Genomic DNA, 14996 nt, shown 5'->3' with positions numbered 1-14996 from the left:
CGGGGGTCGGTGTCATAGACGCAAGGGACTGCCAGGACCGACAGCCCGAGGACGAGGATGATAGCGAGTTTCATCATGGCGGAAATCTCCTTCAGGATCTCCATCGGCGCGGCGCTCAGCCAAAGGTGAAGGCAAAAGCCGCGACACCCGGATCCAGGAAGCGGACTTCGAACGTGCGCTCCCCGATGTCGCGGCTCTGCCGCACGAGTTGGTACAGGCGGGTCTGAGTGACGGTGCCATGCCCTTCGGCGTCGATGTCGGCGCCATGGTTCTCGCCCGGCACTTTGCCGTCGATGGTCACCTGGAAACGGACCGGCTGGCCATCCGCGTCTGGCCCAAGGATCAGGTGAAGGTCACGCGCGCTGAATCGATAGGTGATCCCGCCCCCGGCTTGGTTGAGGGTCGCTTGGTCGGCACCGACCGTCCAGTTGCCGGCCAAGCCCCACTGGTTGAGCCTCAGAGGCTTGGTCGTGTAGGTTCGGGCGCGGTCGCCGCCCATCCCTTCCGGGGAGGCGAAGTTCGACGCCTGCTGATAACCGATGTAGGTTTCTGAGGATCGGATGTGGGCAAGGTCCGGCGCTGCCTGGGCACCCTTGGCGTCGGGCGTCACGACGTCGTTGGACGCGCTGCGTTCGCCGGCTTCCGCCAGAAGCTCCTGGATGGCCTTTTCGGATTCCTGATAGTTGCCCTCGCCGAACGCGTGGTGCCGGATGCGGCCCTTGGCGTCGATAAAGTACAGCGCTGGCCAATAGCTGTTCCGAAAGGCGCGCCAGACCTTGAAATTGCTGTCGACCGCAATCGGATAGTCGATCTGGAAATCGGTCAGCGCCTTCCGGATGTTCTGGACGTTTCGTTCAAAAGCGAACTCGGGCGTGTGCACGCCGATCACAACAAGCCCCCGATCCTTGTACTTGTCCGCCCACGCGCGGACATAGGGCAGGGCGCGGATGCAGTTGATGCACGAGTAGGTCCAGAAATTCACCAGGACCACCTTGCCCCGCAGCGCTTCCGTCGACAGCGGCGCCGAATTCAGCCACTCTGCCGCTCCGTCGAGCGACGGGAACGTTCCCTTCACCGGGAGGGCGCTCTGGAACGGCCTGCCCGCCGTCTGGACCACGGCGTCGCTCGCCACCATGCTCATTCCAAATTCCTGGCCCAACTCCTGATCCTCCGAACCAAAATTGCCGAGCAGGGCGCGCTCGATCCGGTCGGTGTTGGTGCTCGACAGGTTGGTGAAAAGCCCGGTGTCGAGGCCAAGCCCGATGGCGGCAACCCCCGCGATGACAGCCACGCCAAGGCCCCGGCGAACCCATTCTCCGCCGCCGAGCGACCGCTTCATGGCACCGAACAGCCGGCCGCCGACCAGCAGCGCCAGCGCCAGCGACGTGGCCGCCCCGGCCGCGTAGGCCAGGAGGAGAAGCGTGGTCTGCACGTTGGCGCCCTGCAGGGCCGCACCGGTCAGCACGAAGCCGAGGATCGGCCCGGCACAGGGTGCCCAGAGCAGCCCGGTCGCCACCCCGATCAGAAGCGATCCGCCGAAGGTCGGGGCGGAACCGGGCTCGCCTGCCGTATGCAGGATGCGATTCCCGAAGGCGACGGCCGGCCGTGTCAGGATGCCGGCGACCCGCGGGGAGGCCAGCGCTGCGCCGAACACGGCGAGCAGAGCAAGCGCGACGAGGCGGCCCAGGTCATTGGCATGGACGGCCCAGCCGCCTCCGACCGCCGCCAGCGTCGCGACCGCGGCGAAGGTGATGGCCATGCCGGCCAGCATCGGCAGAGTGCTCGTGACGAACGGCTTTTCCGCGCGCGCAAAGACGAAGGGAAGAGCCGGCAGGATGCATGGGCTGACAATGGTCAGCATGCCCCCGAGGTAGGCAACAACCAGAAGGGTCATCATCGTTTCCTTGGGGGGAGCGGCAGCCTGCGCCGCTCGCCTCCGGTGAAGGGGTGATGGCGGGGGGAACGCGTGCGCCAGAACCGGTCAGAGCTTGGTAGCGTCGACGACCGCGTCCACGAAGGCCTGCGGGGCTTCCTGGGGCAGGTTGTGGCCGGTGCCGCCGGCGATGAGCCGGTGCGCGTATTTGCCCGAGAACTTCGTGGCGTAGGCGCCGGCGTCCGGGTGGGGGGCGCCGTTGGCGTCGCCTTCCATGGTGATGGTCGGCACGGCGATCACCGGAGCTGCGGCAAGCCGCTGTTCCAGTTCGTCATACTTCGGTTCGCCCGGAGCCAGGCCAAGCCGCCAGCGGTAATTGTGGATGACGATGGCGACGTGGTCGGGGTTGTCGAAGGCCACCGCGGAGCGGTCGAACGTGGCGTCGTCGAACTCCCACTTCGGCGAGGCGAGCCGCCAGATGAGCTTGGCAAAGTCGTGCCGGTACTGGTCATAGCCGGCCCGGCCGCGGTCCGTGGCGAAATAGAACTGATACCACCATTCGAGTTCGGCCTCCGGCGGCAACGGCTTCCTGCCGGCCTCCTGGTTGCCGATGAGGTAGCCGCTGACCGATACCATGGCCTTGGTCCGCTCCGGCCATAGCGCCGCGACGATGTTGGCGGTCCGCGCGCCCCAATCGAAGCCGGCGAGCGTTGCCTTCTCGATCCTGAGGGCGTCCATCAACGCGATGGTATCGAGGGCGAGCGCCGACGGCTGACCGTTGCGGAAGGTCTCGCCGGACAAAAACCGCGTCGTGCCATAGCCGCGCAGATAGGGCACGATCACCCGGTAGCCCGCCGATGCCAGCGCGGGCGCGACGTCGACGAAGCTGTGGATGTCGTAGGGCCAGCCGTGCAGCAGGACGACCACAGGGCCATCGGCAGGGCCGGCGTCCACATAGCCGATGTTCAGGACGCCCGCGTCGATCTGCTTCAGCGGACCGAACGGCGTGTTCGTTCCCGGCTTGACGGGGCGCGTCGTCGGCTTCGCTTCGGCGGCCTGCGCGGTGGCTGGCCCGGAAAGGCCGATCTGCGTTGCGGCAAGAGTCATGGCCGCTGTGCCCAGAAAACGGCGGCGGTCGCGGTTGATGGCCTCGGGCATCTGTCTGTCTCCGGTGGGATGGAGCAACGGGGCTGAGGGAGGCATGAAAGCGGAAACGAGTAAATCGCATGCGATTTCAAACTGCGGATCGGTTCACGCGACAGCGTTCCGATTTGACCGTCTTCGATCCTGGACCGTGGGCGCGTTCTCAGACGACGGTGATCGAGACGTCGATATTGCCGCGCGTCGCCAGGGAATAGGGGCAGGTTCCGTGCGCGGTCTGCACCACGGTTTCGGCGGTTCCGCGGTCGAGCCCCGGCAGGCTGACGTTGAGACGGGCCGCGAGGCCGTAGCCGGTGCCGGTGGTGCCGAGATCCACCTCCGCGTTGACCGCGAGGTCCGCTGGAAGCGTGATCTGCATCTTCTGGGCGGCAAACGTCATGGCGCCGATGAAGCACGCCGACCAGCCGGCGGCGAACAGCTGCTCCGGATTGGTGCCGCCACCCGACGAACCGGGGGAGGACAGGGCGATGTTCAGGCGGCCGTCGTCACTGCGGGCGGTGCCGTCCCGTCCCCCGGCGGAGGTGTGGGTCCGGCCGGTGTAAATCACTTTGGTCAGCTGGGGCATGGTGGTGTCCTTGCGGGAAAAAGCTATTTTTATGACGTATCCGATCATATCGGATACGATTGAAATCTACGCAGAGGGCGCGGGAGAGTCAACCTTACGATTTCATCGGATGCGAGTTATATAAGCTCCAGGCCCTTCACATTTTCGTGTGCTGGAGAGGATGACGATGACTCCCCCAATGATGCCAGACGACCCGGCGAGCCCCAAACTGGCTGATTTTCTGTGTTTCGCGATCTATTCAGCCAACCTCGCCTACGGGCGGGCCTACCGGCCAATCCTTGAGGAACTCGGCCTCACCTATCTCCAGTACATCACCATCGTGGCGTTGTGGGAGGAAGACAACCTGACGGTTCGGGGGCTTGGCGAAAAGCTGTTCCTGGAATCCAACACGCTCACACCGATCCTCAAGAAGCTGGAGGTGATGGGCTACGTCACCCGGCAGCGCGATCCGGAGGATGAACGTCAGGTCCGGGTGGGCCTCACCGACGCCGGCCGCCGCCTGCGTGAGAAGGGCCTGAACATGACCCTCGTCAAGCAGACCGGCCTGCCGCCCGATGAGTTTGCAAAGCTGCAAAAGGCCGTCGCGAACCTGCGCGACACACTGCTGGAGGTGAGCAAAGGGGAGTGACGGCCCCCCGTCACCCCTTTCCGCCGGTTTCCTCCCCGGCCGCTTCCTCGATGATCCAGTCGACGAAGGCGTGGACGTTCGCTCGCGACGCGACCTGGGGCGGATACACGAGGTAATAGCCGAACCCCGCCGGGCAGGACTCCGCAAAGGGGCGGACCAGCCGCCCGGCCGAGAGATCGTCGGCAACGATCAGGCTGCGCCCCAGCAGCACCCCATGCCCATCGACGGCCGCCTGGGTCGCCGTCACCGAGGAATTGAAGCGCAGTCCCCGGTTGAGGTCGACGGCCTGCTCCAGCCCGACCGTTTGCAGCCAGACCCGCCATGACGGGATCGGCCCCGCAAAATTGATCGTCTCGTCGTGCAGCAGCGTGTGTTGCCGCAGGTCGGTGATGCGCTGCAACGGAACGGCGCCGGACAGCAGCCGGGGGCTGCACACCGGAAAAAGCTCCTCCTCGAACAGCAGCACGCTTTTCAGGCCGGGGTAGGAGCCGGGACCATAGCGGATGACGATGTCCACCTCGTTGGCGGAAAAATCCACCAGCCGCACGTCCGCGTCGATGCGCAGATCGATGTCGGGGTGGCGCGTCCGAAAATGCTCGATGCGCGGCATCAGCCATTTGGCCGCGAAGGACGGCGACATGCTGACCGTCAGGATGCCGCCCGCGGCCAGCCGCTTGACCTGCCCCATTGCGGCCTCCATCAGGTCGAAGCTGCGCCGCAGGTCCGGCAGCAGGATCTGCCCCGCCTCCGTCAGCAGCACGCGCCGGCCGCTGCGTCGGAACAGCGGCACGCCGAGATAATCCTCCAGCGTCCGCACCTGATGGCTGATCGCCGCCGGGGTGACGCGCAATTCGTCCGCGGCCCGGGCGAAACTGAGGTGGCGGGCGGCGGCCTCGAAGGCGCGGAACCCGCTGAGGGGCAGCAACGGTCGCGACATCGACAAATCCACCTTGTCGATTCGATGAGGAAAGCTCGTTTGCCGTTCTACGCGTCCTGCCGCATTTTTCAATGCGAAAGCGGAGCGGCAAGACAGGGCGGTCGCGAGTTTCGACGGTCCTCCGGTTCCCGCCTCACAACAGAAATTCTCATCATTTCAATCCACGCCAAGGGGCGTGAAACGACCCGTGAGTGGCGGGCCATCCACACACGACCCTTGTTCGAACCCAAAGGATCCATCATGAGCACGCAGAAGGTTGCGCTGATCACCGGCGCGTCGCAGGGCATCGGTGCGGGTCTGGTGGCGGGCTTCCGCCAGCGCGGTTTCGCGGTCGTCGCCAACTCCCGCTCCATCAAGGCCAGCGACGACCCGAACGTCGTGACCGTCGGCGGCGACGTCGCCGACCCGGAGACCGCCAAGCGCTTGGTGGAGACCGCCCGCGAACGCTTCGGGCGCATCGACACGCTGGTCAACAATGCCGGCATCTTCATCGCCAAGCCCTTCACCGAATACACCGCGGCCGACTACGCGGGGGTCGTCGCCACCAACCTGACCGGCTTCTTCCATGTGTCCCGGCTGGTCGCGACGCAGATGCTGAACCAGGGCAGCGGGCACATCGTCAACATCACCACCACGCTGGTGGAACAGCCGCTGGCCAGCGTGCCCGCGGCGCTGGCTTCCCTGACCAAAGGCGGCTTGGACGCGGTGGTCCGCTCGCTCGCCATCGAATACGCCGGCAAGGGCATCCGCGTGAACGCGGTGTCGCCGGGCATCATCAAGACGCCGATGCACGCCCCGGAAACGCACGAATTCCTGGCCGCTCTGCACCCGGTCGGCCGCCTGGGCGAGATTCAGGACATCGTGGACGCGGTGCTCTACCTGGACTCCGCGAACTTCGTCACCGGCGAAACGCTGCACGTCGACGGCGGCCAGCACGCCGGTCGCTGGTAAGGCCCTGGCGGTAACGCCATCAAGCGGAAAGGAACACCCGATGCCGTACGTGAACATCCAGATCACCCGCGAGGGCACGAGCCCCGGCGCAACCGGCGCAACGCCGGAGCAGAAGGCGACCCTGATCAAGGGTGTCAGCGACCTGTTGTTCGAGGTGCTGAACAAGCCGCACGCGGCGACCTTCGTCGTAATCGACGAGGTTCCCATGGAGAACTGGGGCATGGGCGGGTTGCCGGTTGAGGAATACCGGCGCCAGACGGCGGACAAGACGTCCTGAACCGGCATTGTCAACTTGTCGACCACTCAGTTGCCATGGTCGACGGAGGCGGGCGCGACGCCAAGGCGGCCAAGCGTTTGCTGCGCAAGCTGCTGAGGAAGCAGGGCCGGGCGCCGCGCGTGCTGATCACCGACAAGCTGAAGTCCTACGCCGCCACCAAGCGGGCGATCATGCCGAGGGTGGAGCACCGCCAGCACAAGGGACTGAACAATCGGGCCGAGAACTCCCACCAACCCACCTGTCGGCGTGAACGGCAAAGAAAGCGCTTCAAAGACCCCGCTCAAGTCCAGCGTTTCCTCGCCATTCACGATCCGATCGTCAACCTGTTCCATCTCCGCCGCGACCACCGCTCCGTCGCCGACTATCGCAATGCCCGCGCCCAGGCATTCCAGGTCTGGGCCGAGGTCGCCGGCGCGTCACTGGCGGCGTAATCCGCAGAACGGTGCCGCCCGCCACGTCCTTGCTCTGCCTAGGTCCTGTCGCCAAAGCTGCGTAGCCAGACCATAACCGAGGCGATCTGGACGAAGGCGAGATAGTGGGCGTCGAGCTTATCGTAACGGGTCGCCACGCGGCGGAACTGTTTCAGCTTTCCGACCAACCGCTCGACGAGGTTCCGGCACCGGTAAGCGTCGTGGTCGAAGTCCGGATTTGCAGGTTGATCGGCACGGTTGGGGATGATCGGCACGATGCACTTGCGGCGCAACGCTTCGAGCAGCCACATGGCCGAGTACGCCTTGTCAGCGATCACGGCGTTGGGCTTCCAGCGCAGCCGACCGCGTTTGCCAGTGCGCAGGGAGCCCTGTTCGAAGAGCGGACCGACGCCAAGCAGGTCGTGGCGCTCGCCGCCGGTCAGATGCAGCGCCACGGGCCTCCCCTTGGCGTCGGCACGCAGGTGCAGCTTGGTCGAGAAGCCACCACGCGAGCGACCAAGGGCCTGTTCGCCCGACGCACGCCGCGCTCCGGCGGCATGGGCGTGAGCGCGGATCACGCTGCTGTCGAGCAGGTGCGCGTCCCAACCCGCATCCGCCGTCATGGCGCGCAGTCCCGCAACGATGCGGCTCCAGATCCCGGCAGCCGTCCAGCGTTGCAGACGCCGCCAAGCGCTCCGCCAGTTCATCACGTCCTCCGGCGGATCGCGCTAGGGTGCCCCGGTGCGGGCCAGCCAGAGAATGGCCTCGATGAAACACCGGTGATCAAGGGACGGACGCCCGGTTCTGGGCTTCTGCGGCGGCAACAAGGGGGAGAGCCGATGCCACATTGCATCGGTCAATATGGTTCTGATCGGCACCCGGTCCAAATGTGATCAGATCAGCCCCATGCAACCCCTTTGGCGACAAAACCTAGCTCGGGGCAAGGCTGGCGCCTTGCGAATGAAAAGTGAGCTGGGTGAGCTGAGTTAGACCGATCGAGTGGCGGGGACGATCCCTTGGGGGGGCTTGGCACCGCGAGCGGCAACCGGGCGCCTTCACCAGCTGGTGCACGGGCTGGGGGTGTGGCGCCATGCTTCGGCTCAAGGCCTGAGATGGCGGCTGCCAGCGGGTGCTAAACGCGGGATCGCTTCCGATGTCGTCTCGATGGCATGACGCTAGTCGGCACCCGCCAAAGAAGTCAAAGAATATATTTTTTGAAATCACAGAGTCAGCAGATATTTCCTGCACGTTTATTTAGATTTTGCCTGTTAGGTCGAAGGAAAAGTAAAAGTGTCATGGGTTATCCTGTGAATGATGCAAGATTTACTGCATGACTTCTCCTTGTCAACTATAAAGCGGGTTGGGTGCGGGAGGTCTGGCGGCCTGAGCCGCCGTTCGGCGTGCTTGCCGACACACCGGCTGAAGGTGGGGGCGCTCCCGAGGCGCCGAAGAGCGGCCGGTTCCCGGCACGCCGACGACCGCGAACAGAGAATTCCTTGCGCCAGCGCACGAAACCTGAGAAATTCTTAATAGGATAATATACCTTAAACACGTATGCCGCGCGCACGTAGAAAAAGAAAGAGGCCAAAAAATTCAATTTTTGACCTCTATATAGTTCAGTGTGGATGGTTATCCGGAAGCCAACAACAGCCGTTTACACGTCCAGGTTGGCGACCTTCAGGGCGTTCTCCTGGATGAACTCGCGGCGCGGCTCCACAATGTCGCCCATCAGAGTGGAAAAGACCTCCTCCGCCTGATCGGCGTGGTTGACCTTCACCTGCAACAGCGAGCGCTTGGTCGGGTCCAAAGTGGTTTCCCAGAGCTGGTCGGGGTTCATCTCGCCCAGCCCCTTGTAGCGCTGGATCGTCACGCCGCGGCGGCCCAGCTCCATCACCGTGTCGAATAGGGCGACGGGGCCGGTCAGGCTGCGGCTCTCCTTCTGCTTCTCGAAGGCACGGCCCGGCTCGGCGTAGACGCGCTTCAGGTCCGCCGCGATGGCGTCCAGCTTGCGGGCCTCGGCGCTCTTCAGCAGGTCAGCGTCCAGATGGTGGCGGTGGGTCACGCCGCGGCGCGTCCGCACCAGCGCGTAACCGCCCTGGAGCAGGCTCTCGCCGCGCCAGCCGCCTTCCACGTCCAGCGTGTTCAGCCGGGCGGCGACCGTCTCGGCCGCCTGCTGCGCCTGGGCGGTGTCCTGCGACAGCGCGACCGACAAGGCGCCGCTCACCGCCGCCGATTCCACCACCGACAGGTTGCCGGCCTTGCGGGCCAGCGTCTCGATGTGCAGGCGGGCGCCGCGCGCCTGCTCGACCATCTCGCGCAGCGGCTCGCCGGTCAGCAGGGAGCCGTCGGCGGGGCGCACGGACAGGTCGCCCAGCGCCGCCTCGATCAGATACTCCTCCAGCGCCCGGTCGTCCTTCAGGTACCGCTCCTTCGCGTTGCCGCGCTTGATGCGGTAGAGCGGCGGCTGGGCGATGTAGAGATAGCCGCGCTCGATCAGCTCCGGCATCTGCCGGAAGAAGAAGGTCAGCAGGAGCGTGCGGATGTGGCTGCCGTCCACGTCCGCGTCGGTCATAATGATGATCTTGTGGTAGCGCGTCTTGTCCGGGTTGAACTCGTCGCGCCCAATGCCGGTGCCCAGCGCCGCGATCAGCGTGCCGATCTCGGCCGAGGACAGCATCTTGTCGAAGCGCGCCCGCTCCACGTTCAGGATCTTGCCGCGCAGCGGCAGGATGGCCTGGAACTGGCGCGACCGGCCCTGCTTGGCCGAACCGCCCGCCGAATCGCCCTCCACGATGAAGAGTTCGGACAGCGCCGGGTCGCGCTCCTGGCAGTCGGCCAGCTTGCCGGGCAGGGAGGCGATGTCGAGCGCACCCTTGCGCCGGGTCAGCTCGCGCGCCTTGCGGGCGGCCTCACGGGCGGCGGCGGCCTCGACCACCTTCTGGACGACGCGCTTGGCGTCCGCCGGATGCTCCTCGAAATACTGGGCGAGGCATTCGCCCACCACCGCCTCGACCACCGGACGGACTTCGGAGGAGACCAGCTTGTCCTTGGTCTGGCTGGAGAATTTCGGGTCGGGGACCTTCACCGACAGCACGCAGGTCAGCCCCTCGCGCGCGTCGTCGCCGGAGAGGTTGACCTTCTCCTTCTTCGCGATGCCCGACTCGTTGGCGTAGTTGTTGATCGCCCGCGTCAGCGCCGCGCGGAAGCCGGCGAGGTGGGTGCCGCCGTCCTTCTGCGGGATGTTGTTGGTGAAGCAGAGCGTCGTCTCGTGGTAGCTGTCGTTCCACTGGAGCGAGCATTCCACGGTGACCACGCCGCCATGCTCGGTCGGGCGCTCCGCCTTGATCGAGATCGCCGGCTTGTGCAGCGGCACCTTGGAACGGTCGAGCCAGTTCACGAAGGCTTCCAGCCCGCCTTCGTAATGCAGGTCCTGGACCCGCGGCTCCACCCCGCGGGCATCGGTCAGCACCAGCCGCACGCCGGAGTTCAGGAAGGCCAACTCGCGCAGCCGGTGTTCCAGAGTCGCGAAGTCGAATTCGGTGTTGGTGAAGGTTTCCTTGGACGGCAGGAAGGTGACCTCGGTGCCGGAGAGCGGCTTCTGCCCGCCGTTGCCGTCGTCGACCATCGGGGCCGGGCCGACATCGGCCAGACGGGCATCGGCAACGCCGTGGCGGAAAAGCATGAACCATTCGCGGCCGTTGCGCCAGATGCGCAACTCCAGCGTCTCCGACAGGGCGTTCACCACCGACACGCCCACGCCGTGCAGGCCGCCCGACACCTTGTAGGAGTTCTGGTTGAACTTGCCGCCGGCGTGGAGCTGGGTCATCACGACCTCCGCCGCCGACACGCCCTCTTCGGAGTGGATGTCGGTGGGGATGCCGCGCCCGTTGTCGCGCACCGTGACCGACCCGTCGGCGTTGAGCTGCACCACGACCGCGTCGCAGTAGCCGGCCAGCGCCTCGTCGATCGCGTTGTCCACGACCTCGTAGACCATGTGGTGCAGTCCGGAGCCGTCATCGGTGTCGCCGATGTACATGCCCGGACGCTTGCGCACGGCGTCCAGCCCGCGCAAGACGGTGATCGATTCCGCGCCGTAATCCTGCTGCGGGAGGTCGTTCTTCAGTGCTTCCTGTGCCATGGCTCGACTATAGCAGACTGCGTTGGGTTTCGGCGGAATACCGTACTTCGGTCGGTGATTTTCCGGGCTTTTGAGCCCTTTTTTGAGCGCTAGGCCGGGGTCACGGTCGCATCCTCGATGTGGAAGCGTTTGGCCGCACCGCCCAGCGGCCCGAAGACCGAATCGTCGGTCCCGGTCATCCAGGCCTGGGCGCCCAGCGCCAGGATCTCGTCGAACAGCGCCTCGCGCCGCTGCGGGTCCAGATGGGCGGCCACCTCGTCCAGCAGCAGCAGCGGGGCGGCCCCGCGCTCCGCCGCCAGAAGCCGGGCGTTGGCCAGCATGATGGCGATCAGCAGCGCCTTCTGTTCTCCGGTGGAGCAGAGCGCCGCCGGCATGTCCTTCTGGGCGTGGCGCACCGCGAGATCGCTCTTGTGCGGCCCCAGCGTGGCCCCGCCACTGTCCGAATCGGCCCGCCGGCTGTCACGCAAGGAACGGCGCAGCGCGTCCTCGGCGGCCAGCGCCGGACCGTCGTCGAGCCAGCGTTCCACCGCGCCCTGCACCGTCAGGTCGGCGCCGGGGAAGGGGCCGACGGCCCGCCCACAGGCGGCGCGCAGCCGCTGCACCACGTCGCGGCGGGCGGCGGCCACGGCGACTCCGGTGGTCGCCATCTGGTCCTCCAGCCCGCTCAGCCAGCCCTCGTCACCGTTCCAGCCGCGATGCCCCTCGCGCAGCAGGCGGGCGCGCTCGCGCAGGGCGTGCTCGTAGCGGCTGAGCCGCCCGGCATGGGCAGGGTCGAAGCCGAAGACGAGGCGGTCGAGGAAGCGGCGGCGCCCGCTGGAGCCCTCCAGGAACAGCCGGTCCATCTGCGGGGTCAGCCAGACGACGGCGACATGCTCGGCCAGCACGGTCTGGCCCTTGGCGGGGTGGCCGTCGACCCGGACGACGCGGCGGTCGCGCTCGGCTCCGGACGCCGCCTGGGGGCCGATCTCGCGGCCGGTGCCGATCTCCACCGGGCCGGTGGGGGTGTCCAGAACGGCGGCGACCGCCCAGCCGGCGCTGGTGCCATTGCCAGCGCCGCCGCCGATCCGCTCGACCTCCGCCAGCTTGGCACCGCGCAGCCCGCGTCCGGGGGCGAGGAAGCTGACCGCTTCGAGCAGGTTGGTCTTGCCGGCGCCGTTCGGCCCGGTCAGCACCACCGGGCGGTGGTCGGGCTCCAGGCGCGCGCTGTCATAGCCGCGGAAGCGGGTCAGGGTTAGGCGCGTCACCGCCAAAGCGGCCGGAGTGTCCACCACGGGGGCGGGGCAGGGCGAAGTCTGTCTGGCGTCGAGCAAAGCGTCCGATCCGGGATGCGGGGACCGGGCCGCCGCACCCCGTCAAACACGGGGTCCGGAGCGCACCGGCCCGAAAAGCGCCGATCCGTCCGGACCGGTCACACACGCATCGGCATCAACACGTAAAGGGCCGTGGGGTCGGCGACGTCGCGCACGATGGTCGGCGACGCGGCGTCGGCCAGCGAGAAGCGTGCGCCCTCACCCTCGATCTGCTGCGTGATATCAAGCAGATAGCGAGAGTTGAAGCCGATTTCCAGGGGGCCTTCCTGGTAATTGACCTCCAGCTCCTCCGTGGCGCTGCCGGCCTCGGGGCTGGTGGCCGACAGGGTCAGCGTGCCGCGGGTCAGCGACAGCTTCACCGCCCGGCTCTTCTCGGTGGAGATGGTGGCGACGCGGTCCACGGCGGCGGCGAACAGCTTGGCGTCCACCTCCATCGTCTTGTCGTTGCCGACCGGGATGACCCGCTCGTAATCCGGGAAGGTGCCGTCGATCAGCTTGGAGGTCACGACCACCGAATCGAAGGCAAAGCGGATCTTGTTGTCCGACAGCGACAGCTCGATGCGGTCGGCGGCCTCGTCGATCAGCTTGCGGATCTCGTTCACGGTCTTGCGCGGAACGATGACGCCGGGGATGCCGGCGGCCCCCTCCGGCAGCGGCATCTCGACCCGCGCCAGACGGTGGCCGTCGGTCGCCACGGCGCGCAGCACCGGCAGTTCGGACCCGCCGGCCTTGGCCTTGGCGGCGTGCAGGTAGATGCCGTTGAGGTAGTAGCGCGTCTCTTCGGTCGAGATGGCGAAGCGGGTGCGGTCGACCAGCGCCCGCAGGTCGCCCGCCGTCAGGTCGAAGCGGTGCGGCAGGTCGCCGCCGGAGAGCTGCGGGAAATCGTCGACCGGCAGGCAGGACAGCTTGAACTGCGACCGGCCGGCGCGCAGCGTCAGGATCGTGCCGTCGCCGCCGATGTCCAGCTCCACCTGGCTGCCGTCCGGCAGCTTGCGCACGATGTCGTACAGCGTGTGGGCCGGGGCGGTGGTGCCGCCCGCGCGGGTCACCGTGGCCGGGACCGTCTCGACGATCTCCAGGTCCATGTCGGTGGCGGCGAGCGACAGTTCGCCGTCGCTCGCCCGCAGCAGCACGTTGGACAGAATGGGGATGGTGTTCCTGCGCTCCACCACGCTCTGCACATGACCAAGGGACCGGAGAAGGGCGGCGCGTTCGATGATGATGTTCATGCTGGTCGTCGTCTCGGCAGGTCGTGTTTTTTGCGATTCGCAGGCGTACCCATGCCGGTCCGGCCACAATCCAGCGGGCCGGAACGGGCGCGCATGATACCACAACGTCGGTTTTGCCGAACCAAATTCGTTCGGCGCGGTCGGGCGCTCACCGGAAACGCCAATTCCGGCCCATCCGGAGGCCCGTGACGCCCCCGCGGGGTGCTGCCGTAGGGGGAATGCGGCCGGGGCGGGAGGACGCGCGATTCGCGCCGCCGCGACTCTACCGCCCGCTCTCCGCGGCGAATTGCGCGTCCAGCCCGGCGCGGTAGTCCGGGTGGGTCAACGTCACGCCGAGCTGGCGCTTGATGCGGTCGTTCTTCACCCGGCGGCAGTCGGTGTAGAAGCTGGCGGCCATCGGCGACAGCCCGGCCTCCTCGAAGGGCACCAGCGGCGGCGGCTCGACCCCCAGCAGGCCGCAGGCGTAGCTCACCACCTCGTGGGAGGGGGAGGGCAGGTCGTCGGCGACGTTGTAGACCGCGCCCAGCGTCGGCTTGTCCATCGAGGCGCGCAGCGTCGCCGCGATGTCCTCCACATGGATGCGGCTGAACACCTGTCCGGGCTTGTCCACCCGCCGGGCGGTGCCGTCGCGCACGTTGTCCAGCGCGCTGCGCCCCGGCCCGTAGATGCCCGCCAGCCGGAAGAGATGCATCGGCACGCCATACTGGCGGTAGAGGTTCAGCCAGCCGCGCTCCGCCTCGACGCGGCGTTTCTGCCGCTCGCCGGTCGGGCGCAGCCACGCCGCCTCGCCCACCCAGTCGCCCTTGGTGTCGCCGTAGACTCCGGTGGTGGAAAGATAGCCGGCCCAGTCGAGCGTCCGCAGGTCCGCCAGATCCATGGCGTGCTGGTCGAGCACCGGGTCGCCCCGTTCGTCGGGCGGCACGCTGACCAGCAGATGGGTGGTGCCGGCAAGGGCGGCGCGGGCGTCCTCCAGTGGGCGGCCCCGGTCGAACAGGAACGCCTCGATGCCCTGCGCCTCCAGGGCGGCGCGCTTGTCCTCGCCGCGGCAGGTGGCGGCGATCCGCCAGCCCTCGGCCTTCAGCCGGTCGGCGAACACGCGGGCGGTGAAACCCAGGCCGAAGACGAACAGACGGGGTGAAGCCATGTCTTGCGGGGTCCTTGCGTCGGAAGCGGCAATGGCGGAGTGTAAGGCCGCCATGAACCGACGCAACGCTTACCTCATCACGGCCGCGCTGGCGCTCTTCTCCGTCAGCCCCGCCTTGGCCGCTCCCGCCATCGATCACAACCGGGAGTTCCAGGCCTGCCTGATGCTCGCCGAGAAGCGCCCGGCCGAAGCGCTGGAGAGCGCGCAGACTTGGCTGAACCGCGGCGGCGGCGACCATGCCCGGCTGTGCCAGGCGCTGGCGCTGTTCCACAAGGGTGACTTCACCACCGCCGGGGCGCGGCTGGAGGAGTTGGCCCCGGTGCTGGGCAAGGACTGTCTCTTATACACATCTCCGAGCCCACGAGACTATAAC

General features: G+C 67.0%; 12 protein-coding genes and 2 pseudogenes. 5 read left to right on the top strand and 9 right to left on the bottom strand.

Annotated elements, in window-relative coordinates; genetic code table 11:
- Positions 1 to 115: 115 nt before the first annotated feature.
- The 3 genes from Q4I23_RS05345 to Q4I23_RS05335 all read right to left on the bottom strand — a co-directional run bounded on the left by Q4I23_RS05345 (position 116) and on the right by Q4I23_RS05335 (position 3599).
- Positions 116 to 1897, bottom strand: a complete 1782-nt coding sequence (locus Q4I23_RS05345; RefSeq protein WP_498525510.1) for a cytochrome c biogenesis protein DipZ — start codon at positions 1895 to 1897, stop codon at positions 116 to 118.
- An 84-nt stretch (positions 1898 to 1981) separates the two neighbouring features.
- Positions 1982 to 3031, bottom strand: a complete 1050-nt coding sequence (locus Q4I23_RS05340) for an alpha/beta fold hydrolase (RefSeq protein WP_498525509.1) — start codon at positions 3029 to 3031, stop codon at positions 1982 to 1984.
- A 148-nt stretch (positions 3032 to 3179) separates the two neighbouring features.
- On the bottom strand, positions 3180 to 3599 hold the full coding sequence (locus tag Q4I23_RS05335; RefSeq protein WP_498525508.1) for an organic hydroperoxide resistance protein: 420 nt from the start codon (positions 3597 to 3599) through the stop codon (positions 3180 to 3182).
- A gap of 178 nt (positions 3600 to 3777) precedes the next feature.
- On the opposite strand from Q4I23_RS05335, the gene Q4I23_RS05330 reads away from it, so the two are divergent.
- Entirely contained in the window at positions 3778 to 4227 is a 450-nt protein-coding gene (locus Q4I23_RS05330) for a MarR family winged helix-turn-helix transcriptional regulator (protein WP_498525507.1), read from the top strand.
- A gap of 10 nt (positions 4228 to 4237) precedes the next feature.
- Here Q4I23_RS05330 and Q4I23_RS05325 read toward each other — a convergent pair whose 3' ends face one another.
- Positions 4238 to 5164, bottom strand: coding sequence for a transcriptional regulator GcvA (locus tag Q4I23_RS05325; protein ID WP_498525506.1), 927 nt, complete (start codon positions 5162 to 5164; stop codon positions 4238 to 4240).
- A gap of 240 nt (positions 5165 to 5404) precedes the next feature.
- Between Q4I23_RS05325 and Q4I23_RS05320 the strand changes: the two genes are divergently transcribed.
- The 3 genes from Q4I23_RS05320 to Q4I23_RS05310 are packed head-to-tail and all read left to right on the top strand — an operon-like array spanning position 5405 to position 6823.
- The gene (locus Q4I23_RS05320; RefSeq protein WP_454017427.1) at positions 5405 to 6115 is read left to right on the top strand and encodes an SDR family NAD(P)-dependent oxidoreductase; all 711 of its coding nucleotides are present in this window, start codon (positions 5405 to 5407) and stop codon (positions 6113 to 6115) included.
- A 40-nt stretch (positions 6116 to 6155) separates the two neighbouring features.
- Entirely contained in the window at positions 6156 to 6392 is a 237-nt protein-coding gene (locus Q4I23_RS05315; RefSeq protein ID WP_454017428.1) for a tautomerase family protein, read from the top strand.
- Between the two features lie 35 nt (positions 6393 to 6427).
- On the top strand, positions 6428 to 6823 hold the full coding sequence (locus Q4I23_RS05310) for a DDE-type integrase/transposase/recombinase (RefSeq protein WP_498525505.1): 396 nt from the start codon (positions 6428 to 6430) through the stop codon (positions 6821 to 6823).
- Between the two features lie 38 nt (positions 6824 to 6861).
- Here the strand turns inward: Q4I23_RS05310 and Q4I23_RS05305 are convergent.
- From Q4I23_RS05305 to Q4I23_RS05285, 5 genes and pseudogenes are all read right to left on the bottom strand, one after another.
- Positions 6862 to 7650 (bottom strand): annotated as a pseudogene (locus Q4I23_RS05305) (IS5 family transposase).
- A gap of 806 nt (positions 7651 to 8456) precedes the next feature.
- On the bottom strand, positions 8457 to 10940 hold the full coding sequence (gene gyrB, locus Q4I23_RS05300) for a DNA topoisomerase (ATP-hydrolyzing) subunit B (RefSeq protein WP_498525504.1): 2484 nt from the start codon (positions 10938 to 10940) through the stop codon (positions 8457 to 8459).
- A gap of 89 nt (positions 10941 to 11029) precedes the next feature.
- Entirely contained in the window at positions 11030 to 12250 is a 1221-nt protein-coding gene (gene recF / locus Q4I23_RS05295; protein WP_454017431.1) for a DNA replication/repair protein RecF, read from the bottom strand.
- A 98-nt stretch (positions 12251 to 12348) separates the two neighbouring features.
- Positions 12349 to 13479, bottom strand: coding sequence for a DNA polymerase III subunit beta (gene dnaN / locus Q4I23_RS05290; protein WP_035677532.1), 1131 nt, complete (start codon positions 13477 to 13479; stop codon positions 12349 to 12351).
- 262 nt (positions 13480 to 13741) lie between these two features.
- The gene (locus Q4I23_RS05285) at positions 13742 to 14623 is read right to left on the bottom strand and encodes an SDR family oxidoreductase (RefSeq protein WP_454017432.1); all 882 of its coding nucleotides are present in this window, start codon (positions 14621 to 14623) and stop codon (positions 13742 to 13744) included.
- Between the two features lie 52 nt (positions 14624 to 14675).
- Between Q4I23_RS05285 and Q4I23_RS05280 the strand changes: the two are divergent.
- Positions 14676 to 14996, top strand: a pseudogene (locus tag Q4I23_RS05280) (hypothetical protein); the annotation flags it as partial.

It is taken from the genome of Azospirillum sp. UFLA03-27, assembly GCF_059803775.1.
This window is presented reverse-complemented; position numbering and strand designations above follow the sequence as displayed.

Bases quoted from the DNA above. Each gene is read 5' to 3' on its own strand.
- dnaN (WP_035677532.1), bottom strand. From the start codon at position 13,479: ATGAACATCATCATCGAACGCGCCGCCCTTCTCCGGTCCCTTGGTCAT.
- Q4I23_RS05345 (WP_498525510.1), bottom strand. From the start codon at position 1,897: ATGATGACCCTTCTGGTTGTTGCCTACCTCGGGGGCATGCTGACCATT.
- Q4I23_RS05315 (WP_454017428.1), top strand. From the start codon at position 6,156: ATGCCGTACGTGAACATCCAGATCACCCGCGAGGGCACGAGCCCCGGC.
- Q4I23_RS05325 (WP_498525506.1), bottom strand. From the start codon at position 5,164: ATGTCGCGACCGTTGCTGCCCCTCAGCGGGTTCCGCGCCTTCGAGGCC.
- Q4I23_RS05320 (WP_454017427.1), top strand. From the start codon at position 5,405: ATGAGCACGCAGAAGGTTGCGCTGATCACCGGCGCGTCGCAGGGCATC.
- Q4I23_RS05285 (WP_454017432.1), bottom strand. From the start codon at position 14,623: ATGGCTTCACCCCGTCTGTTCGTCTTCGGCCTGGGTTTCACCGCCCGC.
- Q4I23_RS05340 (WP_498525509.1), bottom strand. From the start codon at position 3,031: ATGCCCGAGGCCATCAACCGCGACCGCCGCCGTTTTCTGGGCACAGCG.
- Q4I23_RS05310 (WP_498525505.1), top strand. From the start codon at position 6,428: ATGGTCGACGGAGGCGGGCGCGACGCCAAGGCGGCCAAGCGTTTGCTG.
- Q4I23_RS05330 (WP_498525507.1), top strand. From the start codon at position 3,778: ATGATGCCAGACGACCCGGCGAGCCCCAAACTGGCTGATTTTCTGTGT.
- Q4I23_RS05335 (WP_498525508.1), bottom strand. From the start codon at position 3,599: ATGCCCCAGCTGACCAAAGTGATTTACACCGGCCGGACCCACACCTCC.
- gyrB (WP_498525504.1), bottom strand. From the start codon at position 10,940: ATGGCACAGGAAGCACTGAAGAACGACCTCCCGCAGCAGGATTACGGC.